At 43.2% G+C, this 23,522-nt stretch carries 23 protein-coding genes; 9 read left to right on the forward strand and 14 right to left on the reverse strand.

Annotation, left to right across the window (positions count from 1 at the left end; translation table 11 throughout):
• The first annotated feature begins 8 nt into the window (after nt 1-8).
• The 3 genes from ACO6S0_RS11960 (at nt 9) to uvrB (ending at nt 6,545) form a co-directional block, all read left to right on the forward strand.
• Nucleotides 9-2,723, forward strand: a complete 2,715-nt coding sequence (locus ACO6S0_RS11960) for a T9SS type B sorting domain-containing protein (protein WP_422348605.1) — start codon at nt 9-11, stop codon at nt 2,721-2,723.
• A 102-nt stretch (nt 2,724-2,825) separates the two neighbouring features.
• Entirely contained in the window at nt 2,826-4,511 is a 1,686-nt protein-coding gene (locus tag ACO6S0_RS11965; protein ID WP_422348606.1) for a T9SS type B sorting domain-containing protein, read from the forward strand.
• Between the two features lie 45 nt (nt 4,512-4,556).
• A complete protein-coding gene (uvrB, locus tag ACO6S0_RS11970) occupies nt 4,557-6,545 on the forward strand; it encodes an excinuclease ABC subunit UvrB (protein WP_422348607.1) in 1,989 nt (662 codons plus the stop codon).
• A gap of 132 nt (nt 6,546-6,677) precedes the next feature.
• On the opposite strand, the gene ACO6S0_RS11975 is transcribed toward uvrB, so the two are convergent.
• The 4 genes from ACO6S0_RS11975 to ACO6S0_RS11990 form a co-directional block, all read right to left on the reverse strand.
• A complete protein-coding gene (locus ACO6S0_RS11975) occupies nt 6,678-7,103 on the reverse strand; it encodes an Hsp20/alpha crystallin family protein (protein ID WP_422348608.1) in 426 nt (141 codons plus the stop codon).
• Nucleotides 7,104-7,219: 116 nt separating this feature from the next.
• Nucleotides 7,220-7,621 carry a TerB family tellurite resistance protein gene (locus tag ACO6S0_RS11980; protein WP_420400369.1) on the reverse strand — a complete coding sequence of 134 codons (402 nt, stop codon included), beginning with the start codon at nt 7,619-7,621 and terminating at the stop codon, nt 7,220-7,222.
• Between the two features lie 185 nt (nt 7,622-7,806).
• Nucleotides 7,807-9,000 (reverse strand): ADP-forming succinate--CoA ligase subunit beta, encoded by a 1,194-nt coding sequence (sucC, locus tag ACO6S0_RS11985; RefSeq protein ID WP_420400370.1) that lies wholly within the window; start codon nt 8,998-9,000, stop codon nt 7,807-7,809.
• A gap of 370 nt (nt 9,001-9,370) precedes the next feature.
• Entirely contained in the window at nt 9,371-10,003 is a 633-nt protein-coding gene (locus tag ACO6S0_RS11990) for an LON peptidase substrate-binding domain-containing protein (protein ID WP_422348609.1), read from the reverse strand.
• A gap of 164 nt (nt 10,004-10,167) precedes the next feature.
• Between ACO6S0_RS11990 and lysA the strand changes: the two genes are divergently transcribed.
• From lysA to ACO6S0_RS12005, 3 genes are all read left to right on the forward strand, one after another.
• Nucleotides 10,168-11,406, forward strand: a complete 1,239-nt coding sequence (gene lysA / locus ACO6S0_RS11995; protein WP_422348610.1) for a diaminopimelate decarboxylase — start codon at nt 10,168-10,170, stop codon at nt 11,404-11,406.
• Between the two features lies 1 nt (nt 11,407).
• Nucleotides 11,408-11,821: a DUF3995 domain-containing protein gene (locus ACO6S0_RS12000; RefSeq protein ID WP_422348611.1), complete on the forward strand. Its 414-nt coding sequence runs from the start codon at nt 11,408-11,410 to the stop codon at nt 11,819-11,821.
• Nucleotides 11,822-11,889: 68 nt separating this feature from the next.
• Nucleotides 11,890-12,417, forward strand: a complete 528-nt coding sequence (locus ACO6S0_RS12005; RefSeq protein ID WP_422348612.1) for a thioredoxin family protein — start codon at nt 11,890-11,892, stop codon at nt 12,415-12,417.
• A 10-nt stretch (nt 12,418-12,427) separates the two neighbouring features.
• Here the strand turns inward: ACO6S0_RS12005 and guaB are convergent, their stop codons facing one another.
• Nucleotides 12,428-13,900 (reverse strand): IMP dehydrogenase, encoded by a 1,473-nt coding sequence (guaB, locus tag ACO6S0_RS12010; RefSeq protein ID WP_422348613.1) that lies wholly within the window; start codon nt 13,898-13,900, stop codon nt 12,428-12,430.
• 141 nt (nt 13,901-14,041) lie between these two features.
• Here guaB and ACO6S0_RS12015 point away from each other — a divergent pair, with 141 nt between their 5' ends.
• Entirely contained in the window at nt 14,042-14,392 is a 351-nt protein-coding gene (locus ACO6S0_RS12015) for a DUF6686 family protein (protein WP_422348614.1), read from the forward strand.
• A 38-nt stretch (nt 14,393-14,430) separates the two neighbouring features.
• Here the strand turns inward: ACO6S0_RS12015 and ACO6S0_RS12020 are convergent, their stop codons facing one another.
• The 6 genes from ACO6S0_RS12020 to ACO6S0_RS12045 all read right to left on the reverse strand — a co-directional run bounded on the left by ACO6S0_RS12020 (nt 14,431) and on the right by ACO6S0_RS12045 (nt 19,354).
• A complete protein-coding gene (locus ACO6S0_RS12020) occupies nt 14,431-14,925 on the reverse strand; it encodes a hypothetical protein (RefSeq protein WP_422348615.1) in 495 nt (164 codons plus the stop codon).
• Nucleotides 14,925-15,455: an FMN-binding protein gene (locus tag ACO6S0_RS12025; RefSeq protein ID WP_422348616.1), complete on the reverse strand. Its 531-nt coding sequence runs from the start codon at nt 15,453-15,455 to the stop codon at nt 14,925-14,927. The genes ACO6S0_RS12020 and ACO6S0_RS12025 overlap by 1 nt, the downstream gene beginning before the upstream one ends.
• 72 nt (nt 15,456-15,527) lie before the next feature.
• Nucleotides 15,528-16,706: a hypothetical protein gene (locus ACO6S0_RS12030; protein WP_422348617.1), complete on the reverse strand. Its 1,179-nt coding sequence runs from the start codon at nt 16,704-16,706 to the stop codon at nt 15,528-15,530.
• Nucleotides 16,707-16,857: 151 nt separating this feature from the next.
• A complete protein-coding gene (locus tag ACO6S0_RS12035; protein WP_422348618.1) occupies nt 16,858-17,721 on the reverse strand; it encodes a hydroxymethylglutaryl-CoA lyase in 864 nt (287 codons plus the stop codon).
• Between the two features lie 118 nt (nt 17,722-17,839).
• On the reverse strand, nt 17,840-18,880 hold the full coding sequence (locus tag ACO6S0_RS12040; RefSeq protein ID WP_422348619.1) for a quinone-dependent dihydroorotate dehydrogenase: 1,041 nt from the start codon (nt 18,878-18,880) through the stop codon (nt 17,840-17,842).
• A 54-nt stretch (nt 18,881-18,934) separates the two neighbouring features.
• Nucleotides 18,935-19,354, reverse strand: coding sequence for a hypothetical protein (locus ACO6S0_RS12045; RefSeq protein ID WP_422348620.1), 420 nt, complete (start codon nt 19,352-19,354; stop codon nt 18,935-18,937).
• Between the two features lie 96 nt (nt 19,355-19,450).
• Here ACO6S0_RS12045 and pepT point away from each other — a divergent pair, with 96 nt between their 5' ends.
• Together pepT and ACO6S0_RS12055 are read left to right on the forward strand one after the other, a co-directional pair.
• Complete coding sequence (gene pepT, locus ACO6S0_RS12050) at nt 19,451-20,704, forward strand: peptidase T (protein WP_422348621.1); 1,254 nt, start codon at nt 19,451-19,453, stop codon at nt 20,702-20,704.
• Nucleotides 20,682-21,275, forward strand: coding sequence for a YdeI/OmpD-associated family protein (locus tag ACO6S0_RS12055; RefSeq protein WP_422348622.1), 594 nt, complete (start codon nt 20,682-20,684; stop codon nt 21,273-21,275). Before pepT ends, ACO6S0_RS12055 begins: the two co-directional genes overlap by 23 nt.
• A gap of 10 nt (nt 21,276-21,285) precedes the next feature.
• Here the strand turns inward: ACO6S0_RS12055 and ACO6S0_RS12060 are convergent, their stop codons facing one another.
• The 3 genes from ACO6S0_RS12060 to ACO6S0_RS12070 form a co-directional block, all read right to left on the reverse strand.
• Nucleotides 21,286-22,632: a Gfo/Idh/MocA family protein gene (locus ACO6S0_RS12060; protein WP_422348623.1), complete on the reverse strand. Its 1,347-nt coding sequence runs from the start codon at nt 22,630-22,632 to the stop codon at nt 21,286-21,288.
• An 86-nt stretch (nt 22,633-22,718) separates the two neighbouring features.
• Nucleotides 22,719-23,006 (reverse strand): preprotein translocase subunit YajC, encoded by a 288-nt coding sequence (gene yajC / locus ACO6S0_RS12065; RefSeq protein WP_138834491.1) that lies wholly within the window; start codon nt 23,004-23,006, stop codon nt 22,719-22,721.
• Nucleotides 23,007-23,021: 15 nt separating this feature from the next.
• Nucleotides 23,022-23,501 (reverse strand): DUF1573 domain-containing protein, encoded by a 480-nt coding sequence (locus tag ACO6S0_RS12070; protein ID WP_422348624.1) that lies wholly within the window; start codon nt 23,499-23,501, stop codon nt 23,022-23,024.
• Between the last annotated feature and the right edge of the window lie 21 nt (nt 23,502-23,522).

Genomic DNA, 23,522 nt, shown 5'->3' on the forward strand with positions numbered 1-23,522 from the left:
TCCGTTGAATGCTATATAAATACTTACTTTTTTTACTGATATTCTTCTCCTTCCATGGGCTTTTTGCACAGGGAGAAACTTCCAATTGGTATTTTGGAAATGGGGCTGGAATTACTTTCAATAATGACGGTACAGTTACCCCATTATCAGGGGGTCGCATCAATACCTTTGAAGGCTGCACCTCCATTTCGGATGGCATTGGCAATCTCTTGCTTTATACCGATGGCATTACCGTTTATGATCGCACCCATAATATAATGCAAGGGGGCAGTGGGTTATATGGCGATCCTTCCAGTACCCAATCTGCCATTGTGGTGCAAAAACCACAAGACCCCAATATGCTGTACATCTTTACTGTGGATACCTCAACTTTTGAGGAGGATCCCGATCGCGGACTAAGCTATTCTGTAGTGGACATGACCCACAATGGCGGAAATGGAGCCGTAATCCAAAAAAATGTGAACCTACTACCTGATTGTTCGGAGAAAATTACCGCGGTGATCAAAGATTGTTCAGATGAGTCCATTTGGGTGGTTACCTTGGGATTTGAAAATCCTGGGGATGAATTTTTCAATACCTATCATGCTTTTGAGGTAAGCACGGCAGGAGTCAATACCACAGCTGTAAAATCCACTTTTCCCAGTCTGGACATCCAAGACCCACGTGGTTATCTAAAATTTTCAGCAGACGGAAAAAAATTGGCCAGTGCCAATATGGCCTTTGGGCTTTATTTGTATGATTTTAATACCACCACGGGCATCGTATCCAATCAGGAACGGGTTAACGTAGCCGCTCCAAACAAAATCCCATACGGTTTGGAGTTCTCCCCCAATCAACGTTTTTTGTATGTACATACTTCCAATAACCTCCCAGCACTTGAGGAGCAAGGTCACTCTTCCTCGCTATTGCAGTATGATCTTACGGCAAGCAATGTGGCAGCATCCGAAATGGAAATAGACCGAAGATCCATTTATCGTGGAGCATTACAATTGGGTCAAAACGGAAAAATCTACAGAACTATAGCTGAAAATTACATCCGAGGTACTTCATTCCTGGGGGTTATTGAAAACCCCAATGAACTTGGGAACGCGGCCAACTACAACCACAATGCGGTGAATTTGGGAGGTGGAAGGGCAACGCAAGGACTTCCGCCCTTTATCCAGTCCTATTTTGATAGGGTTGCCATAATCAAAAACAGTGATGGATCGGAAAGCACCTCGGGCACCATCTGTGAAGGCGAGGATTTTACTTTTGAGGCAGACATTATGCCCAATGCCACCTATAATTGGGAAAAGGACGGCAACCCCATATCCAATTCTGGAAACATATTTACGGTAGCCAACGCCGACCCTTCTGATGCCGGTAGATACAGTCTCTCGATAGTTCCGAACGACCCCAGTCAATGCCCTGTCATTGGAGAGGCTTTCATCTCGGTGAACCCCTTACCCATCGCACCTCCGTTAACTCTGGCCCAATGTGACATAGTCCTGGATGGTAACGATGATGGTCTCACAGCATTCAATCTGGAAGAAGCCATTTTTGATACCGCTTATAGCTATTCTTTTTATGAAAGCATGGCAGATTTGGGGGCTGGCAACGAAATAAACAATCCCGTTGGCTATACCAACACCTCCCCGTTCAACCAGACCATTTATTATCAAATTGTGGATGGCAATGGCTGTTCCAATTCCGGGGAACTCCAACTTGAGGTTAGATCTATCCTTTTAAACCCGGATGACGCAAAGACCTTTTATGAATGTGATATTGACTCCGAGGATGCTGAGCTTGAGGGTATCTTTAATTTGAATCAAATCGAAGCCCTTGAATACCCAAATTCCGATGTTTCGTTTTATGCCTCAGTGGAAGATGCCACTCTGGAACTGCATCTCATTTCCGGAAATTACCTCTCGGAGTCCACTACGATATATGCCCGCTTGGAAAGCAATAACGAATGCGAGGACATTGATGCCTTAAACTTTGTTGTGAACCCTACACCCTCCATCAAGTTTCCCAAAGAAATTTCATGGTGTACCGATGGTCCACCACTAGTGGTCAATGCCCCGGACGGTTACAACAGCTACCAATGGTACAGAAGAGCCGGAACCAGTCTCGAATTTGTAGGTGATCAACAAGATATTTCCATTGCAGCGGTTGGCGGATATACCTTGGAAGTTGGCTATAGGTATGACACCGACGAAGGGGTTTTTGAGTGCTTCAATACCGCGGATTTTGAGATTATTCCCTCCAACAAAGCTCTGATTCAGGATGTGCTTATTGAGGATCTATCCGCTGACAATATGGTGGAAGTACTGGTCATGGGAGACGGGGACTACGAGTTTTCCCTGGACGGAACCAACTATCAAGATTCGCCAATTTTTGAAAATATAGACCCAGGATTCATAACAGTAAGTGTTCGCGACAAAAATGGTTGTGGTATAAGCAAGCAAAAAATAGCGGTTATCGGATATCCCAAATTTTTCACACCAAATGGGGACAATGTGAATGATACCTGGCAACTCATCGGTGTGGACGAGGCATATCAGGCCAATAGCCTTATATCCATTTATAATCGCTATGGAGAACTCATGGCATTGCTAAGTCCCAAAACCAGCGGATGGAATGGCACTTTCAATAATAATGAACTGCCCGCGTCGGATTATTGGTTCAAAGTGAATTTGGAAGATGGTCGGGTTTTCAAAGGTCATTTTAGTTTAAAACGATAAACCTTGGTTGAATCATAAAAATAACTACCTTTTAGGTAGGATTGCTATTGAATGTTAAAAAAATTGCTACATATCGTTGTACTTGGTATAACGGCGGTTGGGATGGCACAGGAATGCCCCAATTTGCTCAGTCCAGTAAATGGGGCTACAAATGTTCCCGTGGATGCTACCATTACCTGGGCCGTTTCCGATGGCATTCCAGGCTATAGAATCCGACTGGGCACCACAGACGGGGGAGCAGAAATATTGGAGCAGTCCGTGGGAAGTGCAACAACCTATACACCTCCTTTGGGACTGCCTGAAAACACCCAAATTTACGTAACCATAATTCTGGATTTTTTGTTTCAAGGAAGTCAGGATATTATCTGTAGCAGCCAAACCTTCACCACTGAAGACGTGGTCACTGCACCGGGATGCACCACCTTTAGGACACCAGTGGACGGGGCCATAGATGTCAGCGTTTTTTCCAATCTTTCCTGGTTTTATGCCCCAACGGCAACAGGCTATAACGTTTCCATTGGGACTGCCCCTGGAACAGATGATGTTGTTCCCCTAACGGATGTTGGCAATGTTATATCCTTCAACCCACCTGGGCAGCTACCTGCGAATACCCAACTGTACGCCACGGTTACCCCATATAATGAAAATGGCAATGCCCCCAACTGCTCGGAAATTAGTTTTACCACAGCTGCTTTGGCCCCACTACCAGGATGTACTTCCTTGGTTACCCCTATGAATGGAGAGATTAACGTACCCCTGACCCCATTAATAGAATGGTTGCCCGTTCCTGGTGCCACAGGATATCGGGTTACCATAGGTTCCACCATTGATGGTGCCGACATATTGAACAATACATCATTTTCCACCAACTCAACCCTTGTCCTAAATTTTGAACCCAACAGGACATTTTTTATCACCATTGTACCCTTCAATGCCGCAGGAAGTGCCATTGGCTGTGTACAAGAAAGTTTTTCTACTCTGCTGGGATGTGGGCCCTACTTGGACCCCAATACGGGGGAATTTGTCACTTTTGGCCCTGAAATAGATTTTCCGGAAACCCTTTCTTTTTGTCAGAACGAAGCACCTTTGACCATTACAGCACCTGATATAGCAGATGGGTATAGATGGTTTCAGATAGATGACTTTGACAACGAGGTGATGATCTCCAATTCCAATGAGGTCACACTGAGTGAAAATGGGCGCTACCGATATATGGCCTTTAACGTGATCAACCAAGACGGAGCAATTGTTGAATGTCCAAACTCCCAGGTTTTTGAAGTGGTTTCATCCGAGACTGCCACCATAAACGGCCTATCTGCAGTGGACACGGCACTGGGGTTTGAGGTTACCGTAAGCGCAACTGGAAACGGAGACTATGAATTTGCCGTAGATGACAGCAATGGACCCTACCAAGACAGCAATGTCTTTACTGGGGTTGTGCCCGGCTCCCATACCTTTTATGTTAGGGATAAAAATGGATGCGGAACAGTAAGTGAAAAGTTTATACAGGACCTTACAGTGGAAGGTTTTCCTAAATTCTTCACCCCAAATGGGGACAACGTCAATGATATCTGGCAATTTGTCTTGCCCAAGGAGGGCAGTGCCGTGATACCGACAAATATTCGAATATTTGATAGGTACGGAAGACTGTTGGCCGTTATTTCCGAAAACACCTCTGGTTGGGATGGCAACTATGGCGGCAAACCTCTTCCTGCTGGCGAATATTGGTTTTCTGCCACCGATGATCAAAACCGTGAGATCCAAGGGCATTTTGCATTAAAAAGATAATGGTCCACACTTCCCTATGCCCTGTCCCTTTAGTATTTTTATAGTATGAAGTTTCAAGTCGTATCGGAGTTTGACCCTACTGGTGATCAACCACAGGCCATTCAACAATTGGTAACAGGAATTGAGGAAGGTGAACCCCATCAAACCCTATTGGGGGTAACGGGTTCTGGAAAAACGTTTACCGTAGCCAATGTGGTGGAACGCGTGCAGCGACCCACCTTGGTCCTAGCCCATAATAAGACTTTGGCAGCCCAGTTGTATTCCGAATTCAAGCAATTTTTTCCCAACAATGCGGTAGAATACTTTGTATCCTATTATGATTATTATCAACCCGAGGCTTACATCCCCACCAGTGGTCTTTATATTGAAAAGGACCTTAGTATCAATGAGGATATTGAAAAGCTTCGCTTGAGCGCTACTTCTTCGTTGCTCTCTGGGCGAAGGGATGTTTTGGTCGTGGCTTCTGTTTCTTGTTTATACGGCATTGGAAACCCCGTTGAATTTCAAAAGAATGTGATTTCCATTCACCGGGATCAGGTTATTTCCCGGACCAAATTCCTGAAACAACTGGTACAAAGCCTGTATTCCCGTACCACTGCCGATTTCAGAAACGGGAATTTCAGGGTTAAGGGAGATGTGGTCGATGTTTTTCCAGGTTATGCCGACCACGCTTTCAGAATTCATTTTTTTGGGGATGAAATTGAGGAAATTGAGGCATTGGACCCATTCAATAACAAGGTCATTGAAATCTATGATTCGCTGAACATCTATCCGGCCAACATGTTTGTGACCTCCCCGGATATCTTACAAAATGCCATCCACATGATTCAGGATGACTTGGTGAAGCAGATTGACTATTTCAAGGAAATTGGCCGACCCTTGGAGGCCAAACGCTTGGAGGAACGAACCAATTTTGATTTGGAAATGATCCGAGAGTTGGGTTATTGCTCTGGTATAGAAAACTACTCCAGATATCTGGATGGACGTGAACCGGGAACACGACCTTTCTGCCTGTTGGATTACTTTCCTGATGATTATCTTATGTTGATTGACGAGAGCCATGTGACCATTCCTCAAGTGCACGCCATGTACGGGGGTGACCGTTCCCGGAAAGAAAATTTGGTGGATTATGGTTTTCGACTTCCTGCTGCCCTGGATAACCGCCCTCTTAAATTCGAAGAATTTGAAGCCCTTCAAAATCAGGTTATTTATGTAAGTGCCACTCCGGCCGATTATGAACTGCAACTAAGTCAAGGGGTATATGTGGAGCAAGTTATTAGACCTACAGGCTTGTTGGATCCCGTTATTGAGGTAAAGCCCAGCATGAACCAGATTGATGATTTGGTGGAAGAAATTCAGCAAAGGGTGGAACTGGACGAGCGTACCTTGGTTACCACCTTGACCAAGCGAATGGCCGAAGAACTGACCAAATATTTGTCCAGAATAGATGTTCGGTGCAGGTATATCCATAGTGATGTGGACACCTTGGAGCGGGTGGAAATCATGCAGGATCTCCGCAAAGGGCTTTTTGATGTATTGATTGGAGTAAATCTACTGCGGGAAGGGCTGGATTTGCCCGAGGTTTCCCTAGTTGCCATTTTGGACGCGGATAAGGAAGGTTTTTTACGAAGCAACCGTTCCTTGACCCAAACAGTGGGCAGGGCTGCCCGTAACTTAAATGGAAAGGCCATCATGTATGCCGATACCATTACGGAAAGCATGCAGAAAACAATAGACGAGACCAATTACAGAAGGGAAAAACAAATCAACTATAACAAGGAGAACAACATTACGCCCAAAGCCCTAAATAAGAACTTGGACAATGCCTTAGCTAAAAATTCGGTATCCACATACCACTTCCAAAAGGAGGAGCTAAGAGCCGCCGAACCCGACTTGGAATATTTGACACCCGATCAAAAGGAAAAATTGATTCGGGAAAAAAGAAAAGCCATGGAAAAAGCGGCCAAAGAACTCAACTTCATGGAAGCGGCCAAACTTAGGGATGAAATAAAAACACTTCAGGAACAAGAATAAAAGAAAGCGCGCTTCTACGTAGAAGAGTGTAGAAACGCGCTCACAAACTAACCAACTAAACCAACCCTGCCGAGAATCCGGCAGGCCATCATGAAAAACACCTAAGTTGGTGTTCCCAATTTTGTTCTGCTTTTAACCTATGGAAATCAAACGCTTTGGAGCGGGCAATGCTTCTTCTTTTTTAGGTAGGGTCAAGCGTAAAATACCATCCTCGTATTTAGCGTCTATCTTGGAACCATCAACAGTTTCAGGTAGGGTAAACGCTCTTTGGAAGGATGAATAAGCAAACTCCCTTCGGGTGTAATTGTCGTTTTCTTTCCTGCTTTCAGATTTTACCTCGTTGGAAATGGTCAGCACATCGTTATCCACTTCCACTTTAAAATCCTCTTTTTTACCTCCAGGAACCGCAAGTTCCAATTCAAAACCTTCTGCGTTGTCCTTAATATTGACAGCAGGAAGGTTGTTATTCCAGTTTTCTGTTCCACCAAACCAATCAGGTCTAAGGAAATCATTCATTAGGGATGGAAAAAACAGATTGTTTCTTTTTACTATACTCATGGCGATTCAATTTTATTATACATGTGTAAATCACCTAGCTATAGTCAAATCCTATACCAATGCAAAAAATGTGTCATTTTGGCATTTCTTTAACAAAAAACAATGACATTTTGTCTTTAGTTATAATGCGCTTTGAAGATATTAATAAGCACATCGACTGGAACGACCTTGTTGGGATATTGGTGCATTACCTCCAAAACCTGCCCAATTGCTGAAGGTGGTAGCCCCATGGCGAGGCCAATGTTGTGCAACGTCCTAATTTCCTTTTGATGCTGCTCTTGGTCAATGTTCATCAGAAGCAAGAGACGATGGAACTGCACTATGCGTTCGGCTTGGGATTTTAAAACCACCTTGGGAGATTTTTCATTGAGAAGTCCGTCAAAGGTCTCCTTGTCAATTCCCAAATGAGAGGCCACACCCAATAAAAATTGGTATTCGGAGTCCTTAAGGGAATGATCCACCCTTGCAAAGGCAATCATTTCAGATAGGATGCTGAGTTTCTCCTTATGGGTCCCCATGGTAATGGTTTACGGTTTGGCTTCCAATAGATAACTCCTGAAATGGCTGTTTTAGTGCCTAATTTGTTGAAATTAACTATGTTAAAATTTGATTTAAACACATGAAATGGAATTGTTGAATCCTTTCAAGCAAAAAAAAGCATCACCAAGTGGTAATGCCTTTTCAATTTATTTTAAGCAAGGTATTATCCCAATACTTCTTTTACCTTATCGGCAGCTTCTTGAAATTGAACGGCAGAATGTACCGCCAATCCGGAATTGTCAATAATTTCCTTGGCCAGTTCCGCATTGGTTCCCTGTAGTCTTACTATAATTGGCACTTTAATGGCATCTCCCATGTTTTTATAGGCATCCACAACACCTTGTGCCACCCGATCACAACGGACGATTCCACCAAAAATATTAATCAATATCGCTTTTACATTTGGATCCTTGAGGATAATTCTGAAGGCCTCTTCAACCCTTTTGGCGTCAGCCGTACCACCAACATCCAGGAAGTTGGCCGGCTCTCCACCTGCCATCTTGATCAAATCCATGGTAGCCATGGCCAAACCAGCCCCGTTTACCATACAACCCACATTACCGTCCAAATCCACATAGTTCAAGCCCACTTCGCGAGCTTCTACCTCTATGGGATTCTCCTCACGCAGGTCACGCATCTCTGCATAATTCTTTCTGCGATATAGCGCATTATCATCGATGGAAACTTTGGCATCCACAGCCATGATCTTATCATCCGAAGTCTTAAGAACCGGGTTGATTTCAAACAAACTCGCATCACTTTCCTGATACGCTCTGTAAAGTGCTGACACAAACTTCACCATATCCTTAAAAGCAGCACCTGATAACCCAAGATTAAAAGCAATTTTACGAGCTTGGAAGGGCATAAGACCAACAGCAGGATCAATTTCCTCCGTAAAAATCAAATGTGGGGTCTTTTCAGCCACTTCCTCAATATCCATTCCCCCTTCTGTGGAATACATGATCATATTTCTACCAGTACCCCTGTTCAAAAGAACTGACATATAGAATTCGCTGGTTTCACTATCGCCCGGATAATAAACATCCTCAGCGATTAAAACCTGATGTACTTTTTTCCCCTCTGCAGATGTCTGCGGGGTAATTAGGTTCATTCCAATAATGTTGCCCGACAACTCTTCAACTTCCTTCAAGTTTTTGGCCAGCTTAACACCACCGCCTTTTCCTCTTCCTCCCGCATGGACCTGCGCTTTGATAACGTGCCACCCTGTACCCGTCTCTTGCGTAAGTTGTTTGGCTGCATCAACCGCTTGCTTTGCGTTCCTGGCTACGATTCCTCTTTGGATTCTGACACCGAAACTGGCTAAAATTTCTTTCCCTTGATATTCGTGAAGATTCATCTGTGAATTGACTTTTATTTGCGGACAAAAATAGAAAACCACATTGACAAATTGAAGGGAAAAAGCATTAATACGGGTAATAACTGGTATAAGGGCAATTATTCAGGGATTAAACTAGGATTTGGGACCAAATCAATTGAAAATGGAAAATGGAAAGTGGAGAATTGAAAATTGCTGTAGTTATGATATTGGATGCTGGATCAGTGAACGGTTAACAAGGAACAATGTTCAATTCTGGGTTGTGAAGTTTTCATTTTGAGCTGAAATTAATTGAGAACTTAAAATTTAGCATTCAACATTTAGAACCAAAAAAGCTCTTTTGTCTTGGGTCTTGGGTCTTTGGTCTTGAGTCTTGAGTCTAAAATATATCCTATCTCTTGAAATTCTTGAAATCCAGGGGGTCAAAGTTCTTAAAGTGCCCGTTCATTTCTATCAAGGTTTTGGTTCTATTGACCTCTTCAAGCACGGTAATGGTGGAATCCAAGTGCTGCTTAATAAACAGCAAACGATCCGTTTCTTTGGAAATTTGAAGCAGTTCGTACTCTTGTTCAAAGGAAAGCCCCATCTTGTGTGCCAGTGAAAAACTATTGAACTGTTGGGGTTGACTGAAGGGTACATCCATTAATGCGTACAACGCCTCCAATTTATCCAACACCTCTTGCCGTAAGCTTTCATCCGCGCTATATTCAACATCCAAAAACTCCACCTCTCCCCCGGCGTATAACTTGTCCTCCAATTGCTGTTCAAAACTCAAAATCCGAAAAACTTGTCGGGCCACGCATACCACATCCATCTCCCCATTTTCATAGGTGGTTACCACTTCCACCAATTGTACTTCTGTACCAAAAGCAATGGTATTATCAATAAAAACGGGAATTCCAAAAGTCACAGCTTCCTGCCTGCAATCGTTGATCAATTGCTTATAGCGGTCCTCAAAAATGTGCAATGGAACCGTTTCACCCGGAAAAAAAACCGACTGCAAAGGAAAAAGGGGTAATTTCATGCTGCGAATTTGTATTAAATGTACAATGCTAACCTCAAAGCCGCAAGTTCAATTCGTTTAGAATGTTATATTTTGAACAAATTGTTAAATTAATATGATTTGATATTATATTCTTGGTTAGCTGATTCACAACACATAGATTTGTTTGAAAGACTAATTTGAACATGAACTCCCAGAATTTACTAAAAATTTCACGGCAATTTGGTGCACCCGTATATGTGTACGATGCTGAAAAAATAGCATCCCAATACCAAAGATTGACCAATGCCTTCAAAGGTGTGGGCAGTCTCCGACTCAATTACGCAGCCAAAGCGCTGTCCAATATCTCCATTCTTCGCCTGATGAACCAATTGGGCAGTGGTCTCGATACGGTTTCCATTCAAGAGGTTAAATTGGGGTTGATGGCTGGGTTTAAACCCGAGTCCATTATTTTTACCCCTAATGGTGTTTCCTTGGAAGAAATAGAGGAAGCTTCTGCTCTCGGCGTGCAAATCAATATTGATAACCTATCCGTATTGGAACAATTCGGAAGCAAGCATCCAGATGTACCTGTATGTATCCGAATCAATCCGCATGTGATGGCCGGCGGTAACTCCAAAATTTCGGTGGGACATATCGATTCCAAGTTTGGTATCAGTATTCACCAGATTCCGCATCTTTTGCGTATCGTTGATCTCACCAAAATGAACATCAATGGTATTCACATGCATACAGGTAGCGATATTTTGGATATAGATGTATTTCTATACGCCTCCGAGATTCTGTTTGAAACCGCCAAAAATTTTAAAAATCTCGAGTTTATCGATTTTGGAAGTGGGTTTAAAGTGCCTTACAAAAAAGGTGATATTGAAACCAATATTGAAGAATTGGGCAAAAAACTCACCACTAGGTTTAATCAGTTTTGTGAAGAATATGGAAAAGAGTTAACCTTGGCTTTTGAACCTGGAAAATTCTTGGTGAGCGAAGCGGGTTATTTCTTGGCCAAAGTCAATGTGGTGAAGCAGACCACCTCCACCGTATTTGCCAGCGTGGATTCCGGTTTCAATCATTTGATCAGACCTATGTTGTACGGGTCTTCCCACGAGATCAGCAACATTTCAAATCCGAAAGGAAAGGAACGTTATTACTCTGTTGTTGGTTATATTTGTGAAACTGACACCTTTGGCAGTAACCGCAGGATCAACGAAATCTCCGAAGGAGATATTCTGTGTTTTAAGAATGCCGGAGCCTATTGTTTTACCATGTCTAGCAATTACAATTCACGTTTTAGACCCGCCGAAGTGCTTTGGTATCAAGGCAAGGCCCATTTGATAAGGGAACGTGAAACTTTTGACGACATTCTTAGAAACCAAGTGGATGTGAAAAACTTGTTTGAAATCCCAAAAGCAGAAGTGATCAAATAATATGGATGTATTGGCCATCATGTTGTCCGTTGTTTTAATTTTCTTGGCGGTGCTTCATTTTTATTGGTCAATTTTCGGTATCAAGGATCCTGAAGCTGTTTTACCCAAAAGCGTAAAGAGCAATACTGTTAAACCCCCAGGCAAACTTATGGCGGTAGCGGTGGGAGTAATTTTGCTGGGCTTTGCTTTTATTTATATCAACAAGGTTATCGGCTATATAAATCATCCATGGTTGCAATATATTTCAATAGGTATCGCCCTCGTATTTATTGTTCGGGCGTTTGGGGACTTTAAGTATGTCGGGTTTTTTAAAACAGCCAAAAACAGTAAGTTTTCCATCCTAGACACGAAGTACTATTCTCCTTTATGTCTTCTAATGGGTGTTCTCATCCTTTTGTTGGAAGCATTTGGTTAACACTATTTTGGCATAATTTTCGTTAGTTTTGTTAGGGTCGAAAGACCAAACCCAATAAAATCCAAGGAATGATGCGTGCAGTTTATACCTACTTGACCCGAATATCTTTACTTCTACTATTTTTAGTTGGATTCCAATCCCATGCCCAAAATGTAAACTGGGTAAGTTGGGAAGAAGCAGTTCAATTGTCCCAAACGGATGCCCAGCCCAAGAAGATTTTCATAGATGTTTATACGGATTGGTGCGGATGGTGCAAAAAAATGGACAAGGATACTTTTCAGAATCCTGAAGTGGCGGCTTATATGGCCAATAACTTTTATATGGTAAAATTGGATGCGGAAGGTAAAGACCCCATTGAATTCAAAGGAAATACTTTTAAGTATGTTCCATCTGGTAGGCGTGGATACCATGAATTTGCGGCTGCACTTCTTCAAGGCAAGATGAGCTACCCCACGGTGGTCTTTTTGGATGAAAACCTGAATATGCTATCCCCTGTTCCCGGCTACCAAAAGGCAAAGCCTTTTCTACAGATAGCCCGCTACTTTGGGGATGACATTTACAAAGACAAGGATTGGCAGGCCTACACTGGAAAATAAGACCTTCTTATTATCTACTATAATTCGGACTTTCCTTGGTGATGGTCACATCATGGGGATGACTTTCGTTGATACCACTGAAGGTGATTTTCACAAAACGTCCGCTCTCCTTTAAGGTTTCTATATCCTTGGCACCACAATAGCCCATACCAGCTCTGAGTCCACCAATGAACTGGTGCATGCTCTCATAAAGATCACCTTTATAAGGTACTCGACCTACAATACCTTCGGGAACCAACTTTTTAATATCATCCTCCACATCTTGGAAGTAACGGTCCTTGCTTCCTTCTTTCATGGCTTCAACGGATCCCATTCCTCTGTAGGATTTGAACTTTCGTCCCTCATAGATAATGGTTTCACCTGGAGATTCTTTGGTACCTGCCAGTAAAGATCCCAACATTACCGTATCTGCTCCCGCAGCAATAGCTTTGGGAATATCGCCCGTATATCTGATTCCACCATCAGCAATTACGGGAACCCCACTGCCTTTAATGGCTGAAGCAACCTCAAGAACTGCTGAAAATTGCGGAAAACCTACCCCTGCAACCACTCTAGTGGTACAAATAGAACCAGGACCGATGCCTACTTTGACGGCGTCTGCACCAGATTCCACCAAATATTTGGCAGCTTCACCAGTGGCAATGTTTCCAACAATGACATCTAGATTAGGAAAGGCCTTTTTTACCGCTTTAAGCACCCCAACAACACCTTTGGTGTGTCCATGGGCTGTATCAATAACTATGGCATCCACGCCAGCGTTGACCAAGGCACCTGCCCTGTCCACGGCATCCGGAGTGACCCCAATAGCCGCAGCAACCCTCAAACGTCCATACTCATCTTTATTGGCAATGGGCTTTTGGGTCAATTTTGTAATGTCCCTAAACGTAATTAGGCCAACCAATACATTATTGCCATTCACTACCGGGAGTTTCTCTATTTTGTTTTCCTGAAGAATCACTTCGGCCTCCGTTAAGGAAGTTCCCTCACCTACGGTTACCAAATTTTCAGAAGTCATGACCTCGGTAATGGAGCGATCATCGTTTTTCTCAAACCGTAAATCCCGATTGGTCACGATACCCAATAACTTTTTGTCATCCCCAACAATGGGAATACCCCCAATGCTGTGTTCCTTCATATTGGCTTTGGCATCCCTTACGGTGGAATTTAGAGGAAGGGTAACTGGATCCATAATCATTCCACTTTCGGCCCTTTTTACCTTTCGGACCTTGATGGCCTGCTGCTCAATCGTCATGTTCTTGTGCAATACCCCAATACCTCCTTCCTGGGCCATGGCAATGGCCATTTGGGATTCCGTTACGGTGTCCATTGCTGCAGAAACAATGGGAACGTTAATAGTGATATTTCGCGTGAATTTGGTTTGGATATTGACTTCTCTTGGGAGAACTTCGGAGTATCCAGGCACGAGAAGGACGTCATCATAAGTCAATCCTTCGCCTACAATTTTGTTAAGGTGGGCTTCCATTGCAATTACCGATTAATTGCGTGCAAATATACCATATTTTAATTCAATTGTTCTCCCACTATAAATCGTTAACAATTTTGTGTTTTTATTATTTAGATTGATTTTAAATAAGTGTATATTTGATATACTAAATCTGTCATTATGTGCCCCTCCATCAAGATACTGAACCAAAGCAAAAATGGGATTCTTACTTTCTGCAACCAAAGCAAACTTTTTCAACTGGTGTACAACAATTTGTGTTTTGAGTTTTACGAATGGGAACTGGAAGCATTTGGCAACCACTTAAAGTCCCTTGACCTAAACTATTGGGAAAAAGCCATGCCCTTTGCACCTACATCGAGAAAAATTCCCATTTCGGTTGGGAATAAGTGTTTTGTGATTTTGGTAGATAAAAACGAGGTTCTGGAATTAAAACGTCTCTTGAAAATCACCTCTAACTCCCTGGAGTTCCTATCGGCCAAGGATATCAACTACAGGTTTATTGAAAATTAATCCCGAAAACGGCCAACCCTTCCGCTTTAATCCGCTTTTTAGTTTCGTGCTGGCTTAAGGGCCTGCAACAATACCAATCCTGCAGAAAAGCTAAAGGTCAGGGTCATCAAAATCCCTGAAAATATGACCACATATTTCATCCAAGAGATGCCCAGCCACATCAAATAAATGCCCCCAAAAGTGAGCAAGGCCGAAAAAAAGGGTTCGATGGTCAAAAAGAGCTTCCAATTTTTTGGAAATCGGGTTATCCAAACCAATCCACCCAAAAGCAAAAAGATAAAGGACATGGAAAGGATATGGGTGTGCACTATGGTCAACATTTCCCGCTCTCCTTTTTTGAATTTCATGACCTCGGCACTTTCATCCTCCTCATTACCCAGATAATTCTCCTCCACCCCTGCCGGAGTGGTGGACTCGGTCTGCCTTACAAATAGGATACCTGTGAAAAACCCAATAGAAAGCACCACCACAAAAGCGGCAATAAAAAGTCGGATTTCTCTTGGAAATGTACCCAGAAGGCCGTTGTAACGCATTATAAATTCCCGTTTTTCTGAAGAATCCCAATGGTTTGCAGTAGGTTGTCCATGGATTTGGTCATTGATCGCACCGAAATGGTAGCTCCTGCAATTGCATCTATGTTAGTTTCACTGCTTACGCGATCGTTTCCGCTTTTTCCCAGAAATTGCTTCAACCACCTTTTGCTGCCTATCTCACCACCATATTCTTCACGGTACACCAATACTTTGGAGTTTACTACTTTGAGCTCAGTATCAAAAACAACCAGATAATCAAATTTTGCAGTTTTGCTGGGAGCTTGATCCACAAATGCATAGCCTAAAAGTGTGCTTTGAGCGGATACTTCGTAAAAATTCTCTCCAGTAATCTTAGCGGGAAGATCTTGATTGACTTCTTCGGAAACCGAAATTGGACTAAATGAAACCCCTTCCACATCAAAAGTCTTTTCCACTTCCTTGACCACTTTTTTGTGCACAGCTTTGGAAACTCCAAAGGCACAGAGCATAAGGGCTAAGGAAATCAACGCGCATGAACTGATCAGTTTCATATCGCAAATATATTAATTTAGACTTATTATGAATAGATGGAGGCCTAAGAAAATGAATAAAAAAAGGTGTGGTTAAAACCACACCCCTATTCCAAAGTTCAAACGGTCTGCAACATCACCGTCGTCCAAAGCGTTGCTTCTAAATTGATAATCTCCTTTAACTACTACCCCAGGAGCAATATGATAGGTTAGACCTGTGGTAACATCGGTTCTATCATAGGCTTCATTGGCGGTTAAACTTCCATCGGTGTCAGCATGCGTATTGAACGCCTCATAACGGGCAAAAGCAAAAAGTTTTTGTCTCTGACCCGTAGGCAATAAGTTGTACGCCCCTTCTACATACCATCCTTGCAATGCGCTACCCAAATCCCTTCCAGTTAAGTTGTTGTAAGCCTCGGTATCGGACAGGGAAGCGTAGATAAATTGACCTCTTGCGGTAAAACGGTTGTAGGCATATCTAGCATCCAGACCCAACATGGAAATCCCAATATCCGACCCATCAAAAGTCTCCACATCATCCTCTGCTTGGGTACGACCAAAATAGGTGGAGAAACCTAAACGAAGCCCAGGAATACCATAGTAGTCCAATTTAGTGGATAGGTTAGGCTGATCTATAGTGGACTGAATTCCTTTTTGTCTTCCGCTTCGTAAACCGTTGGAACCTTTTAAGATACCGGTGACACCACCTTCTCCATCAGATTCTGCTGATTTAAATCCGTTGAACAAATACGCCTGGTATCCCAAGGAAAGGGAGTTGAACCTACCTGTTACCCCTACTCCCAGTTCTCTCCAGGTGGTTGGGACAATCACATTATCAATGGCTGGCCTTTCCGTTCCGTTGAAGGTAGTTGGTTCGTGGAATTCGTTCACAATTCCCATGGGCACCAACATTAATCCTCCTCGTATGTTGAAATTTGGTGCGGCATTATAGTTTACAAAAGCCTGCTCTACAAAAACTTCCTCTACATGTTCAAACTCAATTTCCGTAACAAACTGGGTACGATCATCAAAACGATATCCCAACAATACCACCAAACGCTGTACATCTATTTCCCCGTTCTGCCCTTCTGGCTGGTTATAGAGCATCTCCCCATAGGCTCCCAATGTTACTGCCGAAGCATAGTTTCCGGAAAGGATACGCTGTGCTGCATTAAGCTGTTTTTGGGGATCAAACTGAATCGAATCCATGCGGGTCTGTGCAAAAAATACGGTTGAAAATAATAAGGCTGATAAGAGAAAAAAATGTCTCATTGATAGGTGTTTGTTTTTATTTAGATTGAATTCAAATAAATTGAGGCGCAAATATATTTCCAGCTTTTTAACCAGCCAAATTAATTTAGACTTATTTTAAATAAAATTTAAGATTTAACAGAATGAGAAACAGGCGCTGTTTGAACTGCCATTAGTGATATGCTGAGAAAAGCTCGGTAGCTTTGTTGTATGCTGCTTCAAATACCATCCAATTCACGCCTGTATCCGCTTTTTGCTCTGTGAAATAGGACAGCATTTTCTCCGTGGGCATGTTGCCTGTTAGCTCATCTTTGGCCATGGGGCAACCGCCAAAACCCTGTACTGCGCCATCAAAACGTTTGCACCCAGCCTTATAGGCAGCTTCCACTTTTTCATGCCATTTGGTAGGTGTGGTGTGTAAATGGGCCCCGAACTCGATATGGGGGTATTTGGGAATCAAGTTGGAAAACAAATAGTCAATGACTTCTGGGGTTGAACTTCCAATGGTATCGGAAAGAGACAAAATAGAAGTTCCCATAGCTGCCAGTTTTTCGGTCCACTCCCCCACTATCTCCACGTTCCATGGATCGCCATAGGGATTTCCAAAACCCATGGACACATAGGTGACCACCTCCTTGTTGTGGGCATGGGCTACTTCCAAAATCTCCTTGAGCGTCTCCACGGATTGGGCTATGGTTTTATGTGTGTTCCGCATTTGGAAGTTCTCTGATATGGAAAAAGGATATCCCAAATAACGTATCTCTTGGTGTTGACAGGCATTATTGGCCCCTCTGGTATTGGCCACAATGGCCAAGAGTTTGCTTTGGGTCTTGGTCAAATCCAACTGGGCTAGTACCTCTGCGGTGTCCACCATTTGGGGAATGGCTTTGGGAGAGACAAAGCTGCCAAAATCCAAGGTATCAAAACCACAACCCAATAGCGACTGGATGTATCTTACCTTCTCTTGGGTGGGAATGAAAGTCTTGATGCCTTGCATGGCATCCCTGGGACATTCTATGAGTTTCACATCGGACATAGGCTGCGTATAAAATTACCACTTATTATCCGATACCAGATGAAAATATGGGCGGGGTAAAACGAAAAAGATTCCACCTTTTAGGATTAAACTAGGCTGCCCAGAAGAGTGGGCACCTCTAGGATTTTTGTTCTAAGATGGCTTTGTTGATTTTTTTGACCAAGGCCGGTCCCTCGTAGATAAAACCGGTATAGAGCTGAACCAAATCCGCACCAGCTTCCAATTTCTCCAAGGCATCTGCTGGGGAATGGATACCTCCTACTCCTATAATCGGAAAGGCCTTCCCACTTTTTTCTGCCAAAAATCGGATAACTTCCGTACTTCTTTTTGTTAAAGGCTTTCCGCTAAGACCGCCTTTTTCCTCGGTTTGGATCAAATGGGATTTGAGTCCTTTTCTGGAGATGGTAGTATTGGTCGCTATAATTCCGCTGATGTCCGTCTTTTTTACAATGTCCACAATGTCCAATAACTGCGCATTGCTAAGGTCCGGCGCAATCTTAAGTAGAATGGGCTTTTCTTTGGATTCCATTTTTTTCGCAAACTTGGCGTTTTGCTTTCGGAGTTTCTTGAGTAAGTGGGTCAAGGGTTCTTTGTCCTGCAACTCCCTAAGCCCAGGAGTATTTGGGGAACTCACGTTTACCACAAAGTAGTCCACGTGCTCAAAAAGGGCCTCAAAACAAATTAAATAGTCCTTAACTGCATCGTCATTGTCGGTAACCTTATTCTTGCCGATATTACCCCCAATCAAGACTTTATGTTTCTTTTTTAGTTGTTCGGCGGCCTCAAAAACCCCTTTATTGTTAAAGCCCATACGGTTGATGATGGCCTCGTCCTCCAACAACCGAAACAATCGCTTTTTGGGATTCCCTTCCTGCGGTTTAGGGGTCAAGGTTCCTATTTCCACAAATCCAAAACCAAAGTTGGAAAGCTCATTATAGAGCATGGCGTCCTTATCAAAACCAGCAGCAAGGCCTACGGGGTTCTTAAATTTCAGTCCAAAAACTTCCCGTTCCAGTCTAGGGTCATTTATGAGATACAATTTTCTGAAAAGGGGGCCAAAACCCAGTTTGGAAAGAATTCGTATCGCCTTAAAAGTAAAATGGTGGGCAGTTTCTGCATCGAGCAAAAAAAGAATGGGGCGAACGAGGAAATTGTACATTCAGAAAATTTTGGACAAAAATATAAACTCTGCCATCAGAATCTTACAAATCCATTATTTTTCGTTGACCGACCTATCTATATAGATAGGACGCAAGGTAAGTTGGCTACATAGTTCCAAATAGAGATTGTATTGCCTATCATTGAAAATGGACAACAAACGCTTGTCCAACATACGCACGTTCTGTTTCATGCTGTCCAAAAGATCTCTGTATTTGTAGGATACGGCCATTAAATCTTCCGGAGAACTCTGGGCGTGTTTTTTTAGCAGGTATTTGGCCTGGTCCTTTAGATACCCATTTCGTACCCTAAGCTCGGCCGACCAATTTTTAAACTGCTCCAATTGGGCCTCATTCAACTGGAAAACTTCCGTGATGGCCTCATCATCCTCACCCCCTATCCCTAAAGAACAATCTTGTTGGGTATAGGCGAAGAAACTGAAACACAGGAATATTAGAAGTAAAGATGTTCTCAATAGTTGGATTTTAGCGAAGGAAAAAGATAGGCTTTAAGGCTCTTATTTTACCAAAATCACGATTGAATAAACGTTATTTTTGATGAAACGCACTTTATGGACAAATTATTAGCCCGTTTTCTGGAATATGTTTCCATAGATACCCAGAGCGACCCCTACTCAAAAAGCACCCCAAGTACCGAAAAGCAATGGAATTTGGCCAAGAAGCTGGTCTTGGAACTGCATCAGATTGGAATGCAAGAAGTCTCTATAGATGAGAACGCTTATATCATGGCCACGCTTCCCAGCAATATGGAGAAAGAAGTGCCAACTATTGGCTTTATTTCCCATATGGACACCTCCCCCGATTTTAGTGGCTCAAGGGTTAAACCCCAAGTGGTGGAAAATTATAACGGGGAAGATATAGTCCTGAACAAGGCAAAGAATATTGTTTTGTCACCCAGCTATTTTGAGGATTTGGAGCAGTATAAAGGTCAGACACTGATCACTACAGATGGCACTACCTTGTTGGGCGCCGATGACAAGGCTGGCGTTGCTGAAATTATTACGGCCATGGAATATTTGGTACAGCATCCCGAAATCAAGCACGGAACTATCCGCATTGCCTTTACCCCGGATGAGGAAATTGGCAGGGGTGCACACAAATTTGATGTGGAAAAATTTGGAGCAGATTGGGCCTATACCATGGACGGAAGTCAAATTGGGGAATTGGAATACGAGAATTTCAATGCGGCCAGTGCCAAAATCAAGATTGAGGGAAAAAGTGTGCATCCAGGCTATGCCAAGGGAAAGATGGTGAGTGCCATTGGGATTGCCAATGAGTTTTTGGGGTTGCTACCCTCAAGGGAAGTTCCGGAACACACTTCAGGACGGGAAGGTTTTTTTCACGTGCACAAGCTCAAGGGAGAGATAGAACTAGCCGAAATTGAACTCATTATCAGAGATCATGACAGTGGCCACTTTGAGGCTCGCAAGGAGCTCTTGAAAGACATTACAAGTAAACTGAACAAAAAGCACGGAGATTGCATTCACTTAAAAATTGAGGAGCAGTACCAGAACATGAAAGAAAAAGTGGAGCCCGTGTTCCACATTGTTGAAATTGCTGAGGAAGCTATGCTTTCCTTGGGCATAGAACCCATAATTAAGCCCATTCGTGGAGGTACCGATGGCTCCCAACTCAGTTTTATGGGCTTGCCCTGTCCCAATATTTTTGCGGGTGGACATAATTTTCACGGAAAATATGAATATATTCCATTGGAAAGCATGGAAAAAGCCGTCCAGGTCATTGTGAAAATCTGTGAGTTGACCGCCATTCAAATTCAATCCAATGGAAAGAGAAAAAAATCTTGAGGCCTATTACGCAAAAGAACATCCCTTCAAGGAGGGTATCTTGTTACTTCGTTCGCTAGCCCTTCAAACAGATAGCGAAGAAACCTTTAAATGGAGCATTCCAGTCTATACGGTAAATGGGAAAAATGTGTTCGGAATCTGTAGGTTCAAAAGCCATTTTGGGGTTTGGTTCTTTAACGGTTCTTTTCTGAGCGACCCTAAAAAAGTGCTTCGGAATGCCCAAGAAGGAAAAACAAAGGGCATGCGGCATTGGAACTTTGACGCATTGGATGAAGTGGACCAAAGTACGGTGGTAGCTTATATGAACGAGGCCATTGCCAATGAAAAAAAAGGCTTGAAAATTAGCCCAGAAAAGAAGAGTGCGAACACCGAAATCCCTGCATTGCTTCAATCCCATTTGGCCAGCAGTTCCAGTCTAAAAGAAGCATTCGAATCTTTTACAGCTTACAAACAGAGGGAGTTCTGCGAATACATCTCCGAAGCCAAACAGGAAAAGACCAAATTGCGGCGTCTGGAAAAAATCCTCCCTATGATCCAAAATGGAACGGGTTTAAATGATGCCTATCGGTAGACAAATGGAATCAGCCAGTAGGTAATTTCCATCCATTATGATAGGCTTGTGCTAAGTGGCTATTGGCTTCATCGCTACCAAACTTGGCTTCTTCAGTATTCCAAAACAAACGTTTCCCTGTTTTAAAGGCAATATTGCCCATGTGGCATACCCTTGCGGTATCATACCCCACTTGGATTGAGGCATTCAATATGGCCGAATTTCTGCTTTTGACCGCTTCCAAAAAATTGGCCGTATGCAAATCCAAGCCGTTAGCTTCCACATTTTGAAGGGGAACAGCTGCTATCTTGGGTCCATTGTTCTGGTTCCAATTGGGCCTGTCCTTTTCAGGAATCACCTCCCAACCTCCCCGGTTCAAAACCAAGGTTCCGTTGTTTCCAATAAAGGCAATCCCATGATCACGACCATAATTGCCCCCATCAATTCCCGTGGCATGTTCCCACAGTAAGGAGAAACCGTCAAATTCGTATACCGTTTGAAGCGTGTCCGGTGTCTCTTCGGCATCATCAGGATAGGCAAATTTTCCGCCAATGGCCATAACCGATTTTGGATTGGCTGCCTTCATTCCGTAGAGCGCATAATCAATCAGGTGTACTCCCCAATCCGTCATCAATCCCCCTGCATAGTCCCAAAACCATCTAAAATTAAAGTGAAACCTGTTTTTGTTAAAAGGACGATCAGGCGCAGGTCCCAACCACATTTTGTAATCCACACCATCTGGCACGGGAGCATCCGGTACCACAGGAATGGATTGCATCCAACCTTGATAGGCCCAGGCCTTTGCCAATCGAATTTGGCCCAACTTCCCCGAATGCACATAGTTAATGGCATCCACAAAGTGGGGTTGGCTTCGCTGCCACTGGCCAATTTGAACCATACGATCACTGGCATTGACCTTATTGAGCATGGCATCACATTCCGCTATGGAGTTGGCAATGGGTTTTTCGCAGTATACATCCTTTCCGGCATCAACAGCATCCACCAGTTGCAGACAATGCCAATGGTCGGGTGTCCCAATAATCGCAATATCTAGATCCTTGTCCTCCAACATTTTTCGGTAATCCCCATACCATTTGGGTTTCTTGATCCCCGCTTTTTCCAGAGCTTCGGTTTTGGCGGCAAGAACATTCTTATCCACATCGCAAAGGGCCACAACCTCCACTTCGTTGTTTTTTAAGATGGACAACAAATTGGCAAAGCCCATTCCGTTGCAACCGATCAGTCCTACCTGAATTCTATCGTTGGGGCTGGTCTTTTTTCTAATGGTGGCCAACAGTTCCGGTGGAAATAATAAAGAAGCCCCCATACCAGCTGTTAGCAAGGAGCCTTGTTTGATAAATTGTCTGCGATTGCCCATGATGGTTGATTTGATTTTGACCTCAAAATACAAAAAGCCCCTTGAATACAAATCCAAGGGGCTTTCTTATTTTGTAATAACCGGAATTACTTTTTGGCAGGAGCGGCTAATTTTTTGCTCATTTCCATGGAGATGGCAGAGCGATCAAACTTAAGCCTTCCGGCCATGGTTTCGATCACACAGGAATAATCCTTGTCATTGAGTTCCACAACTTTTCCATGAAGTCCGCTTTTGGTAATGATGCGGTCTCCTTTTTTCAATTCCGATGCAAATTTCTTCTCATCCTTTTGACGCTTCATTTGGGGCCTGATCATGAAGAAATAGGCCACCACAAAGATGAGCATCAAAGGTAAAAACTGTCCGAGGTTTTCCATTGTTAGTTTTTGGTTCTAGTTTACAGGCCCAGCTTGTGCAGCGCCCTTTGGATTTACAAAGGCCTTGATTCGCAACAACTCTGTACCCTTTTCAGTGTTGGCAGTTACGGTAACGGTCTTTGTTACTTGGTTTTGACCCGATCCGTTGAACTTCACCAAAAGTTCTCCAGTTTCGCCTGGGCCAATAGGTGTGTTTTTAGGGTATTCAGGAACGGTACATCCGCAGCTACTCTTAGCGTCGGTGATGATCAATGGGGCGTTCCCGGTATTGGTAAATGTAAAGGTTGTTTGTTGCGCTGTGCCTTGGGTAATGGTACCAAAATCATGCTCTTGCTTATCAAAACTCATCACAGGAAGTTGCTTCTGTGCCTCATCCCTATTGGATGCGTCCTCCACATTATCAGCAACTATTTTGTTGGATGCCTTGTCCTTGCAAGAAATGCTTACAAGTCCAACAGCCAAAATCAAACTTAAAATTGTTGTTACTTTTTTCATGTTAAAAATTTATTTGTCCAA

Source organism: Flagellimonas sp., assembly GCF_965233845.1.
Lineage (GTDB): Bacteria > Bacteroidota > Bacteroidia > Flavobacteriales > Flavobacteriaceae > Flagellimonas.